The organism is Paratractidigestivibacter sp. (genome assembly GCF_052362415.1).
Classification (GTDB): domain Bacteria; phylum Actinomycetota; class Coriobacteriia; order Coriobacteriales; family Atopobiaceae; genus Paratractidigestivibacter.
Genome location: NZ_DAWEMK010000094.1, coordinates 4,620 through 7,212, shown reverse-complemented (window position 1 = coordinate 7,212; position 2,593 = coordinate 4,620). Strand labels below are relative to the sequence as shown.

Annotated in this window: 2 protein-coding genes; one reads left to right on the top strand and one right to left on the bottom strand. The window is 67.2% G+C overall.

The genetic code is table 11. The features are described from left to right. Positions 1-44 precede the first annotated feature (44 nt). Positions 45-1,295 (top strand): MFS transporter, encoded by a 1,251-nt coding sequence (locus ACT84W_RS08585; RefSeq protein ID WP_444328908.1) that lies wholly within the window; start codon positions 45-47, stop codon positions 1,293-1,295. A 22-nt stretch (positions 1,296-1,317) separates the two neighbouring features. Here ACT84W_RS08585 and ACT84W_RS08580 read toward each other — a convergent pair. Then, on the bottom strand, positions 1,318-2,593 hold a 1,276-nt coding region (locus ACT84W_RS08580), incomplete at its 5' end, for an elongator complex protein 3 (RefSeq protein WP_444328907.1).

Genomic DNA, 2,593 nt, shown 5'->3' with positions numbered 1-2,593 from the left:
TATGCGTCATTAGATTCGACGCCGAACCCAGAAAGAGGTGCGTTTTGACCCAAACCAAAAGCGGCGGTTTCCACTACGCCTACGCCATCGTCGCCGCCTGCATCGCCATCACCTGCCTGCCGTGCGCGCTCGTGCTCAGCTGCGCAGGCATCTTCTTTACGCCGGTCTCGGCATATTTCGGCGTGCCCAAGGCCACCTTCACGCTGTACTTCTCGATCGTGAACGTCGCCATGATGGTCACGCTGCCCGTGTGGGGAAAACTGCTGTCCAAGCTCGATGCGCGCGTCGCGCTTTCCGCGGCGGTCGCCTTGTGCGGCGCCAGCTGCGCCTGCATGGGCCTGTGCCAGGAAATGTGGCAGTTCTACGTGTGCGGCGCCTTCATCGGCCTCGGCGTGGCCCCGCTCATCTACCTCGCGGTGCCCACGCTCATAAACGCGTGGTGCGCCAAGCGCGTGGGCTTCTTCGTCGGGCTCTGCATGGCGTTCACGGGTATCGGCGGGGTGATCTTCAGCCCCATCGGGACCGCCTTCATCAGCTCGGGCCCTGAGGGGTGGCGCACCGCTTACCTCGTGTTCGGCGCGATCATACTGGTGGGCACCCTGCCCTTCACGCTGCTCGTGGTGAGGAACGGCCCCGCGGACAAGGGGCTTGCGCCCTTCGGTTCGGACGAGGACGGCTCGAAGGACGAAGGGACCGAGCAGGGAGCCGCCGACGGCATTGCGGCGGAGCAGGCCATGAGGATGCCCGCGTTCTTCGCCCTCGCCGCGTTCTGCGGCGTCATCACGCTCAACCAGACCATCTACCAGTTCCTGCCGAGCTATGCGCTCTCCTTCGCCGATACCCTGCCGCAGGTCGCGGCCGCCTCGGGAGTTGTGGCGTCGGCCGCCATGGCGGGCCAGGCCGTGGGCAAGATTATCCTCGGCGTCGTCAACGACAAGTCCGTGAAGGCCGGCATCGCGCTCGGAATCGGCTCGGGCGTCGTCGGCGTGACCCTCATGTGGCTCGCGCCGGGCGCGCTCGCGCTGCTGCTCGCGGGCGCCTTCCTCTTTGGCGTCGTCTACGCAATGACCACGGTCCAGACGCCGCTGCTCGTCCGCACCGTGTTCGGAAGCGCCGACTACACGAACATCTACTCCCGCGTGAGCATAGTCGGGTCCCTCATGAGCGCCGTGGCGGCCGTGTTCTGGGGCTTCGTCTGCGACTCCGCAGGCGGGTATGCGCTCATGTTCATCCTCGGCTATGCATGCATGGCCTTCTGCGCCGCGGCCGCGATCTTCTCCCTCAAGAAGCGCTAGGCATCCGAGCGGCGAGGCCCCGCTAAAGGGCTTTCTGCTGGTAGAGCCCGTGGTCGGCAAAGCCCAGGGACCGGTAGTACTCGCGGGTCCCCACGGCGCTGATCACGTTGATGCGCTCAAAGCCCGCCTCGCGGGCAAGCTCGCAGGCCCGCGCCACGAGCGAGCGACCAAGCCCGCGGTGCTGGGCGGCGACGCCCTCCTGCCCCACGCGCGCGGCGACGCCGTACACGTGGACCTCGCGGATCATGGCCTCGCGCGGGCCGACGGGGGCGTCGTCGCCGTAGCGTTTCATGCATTCGGCAACAAAGCGCTGGTCAGGCAGGGAAAGCCGCAGGAAACCGGCGATCTTTCCCTCGGGCGTGACCCATTGGAGGAAACGCTCCTCGGAGGTCGGGGTCGTGTATGAGACGACGTCCAGCTCAAGCTCGGCGAGGTCGGGGGCATCCGAGCCGATCTCGCGGTAGCGGATCTCGCGCACACGCACCTGCCCCGTTTCGGAAAGCCGACGCTCGACCATCTGGCGCAGGTTGGGCTTCTTGTTTCCCGCCACGATGTCCTTCGAGCTGAAGTCACGGATCATGCGGCTCACGCGGCAGAACGCCGGCGTGGCGACGATGTCTGAGGCGAGCACGTCGAGGAGCTCCTCCTCCGTATAGGGCTCCCATTCCCCCGACTTATGCCTGCCCACGAGCCGGGTCCCTTCGATGAGGGCGCACGGGTAGAGCTTGACCTCATCGGGCTGGAACGGCCCAGGACCAACGAAGCGCAGGTAGTCGGCTTTATCGGCAGCCGGTGTGGAGCCGAGGAGGTTGACCATGAAGTGGGCGTGGATCTTGAAGCCGAACAGCCGGCATAAGGCAAACGCCTCCTCCATGCGCGCGACGTCGACGCGCCGCTCGTTCACGTCGAGGACGCGCTGGTCGATGCTCTGCACGCCCATCTGGACCTTCGTGCAGCCGAGCCGGCGGATCGTGCGTAGGGAGCGCGCCGTGACGGCGTCCGGCCTGGTCTCGATGACGAGCCCCACCACGCGGTGCCGGGCGCGCTCATTTACGCGCTGCTGGCGCTCGAGCTCCTCCCAGGAGCCGCTCTGCCACGACATCGCCCGCCCCCAAGCGCTTCCGGCGCCGTAGAGCTCCTTGACGGCGGCGTTGTAGGAGCCACGCCCTCCCCCGAGCCCGGCGTCGACGACGGCCTGGAGCTCGGCCCTTCTTTGCGCGAGCGCCTCGGCATCCTTTGCCAAGAAGCACTCGCGGTACCGCGCGCGACGCGCGGCCACGCCCCTGGGCAGGCAGCCG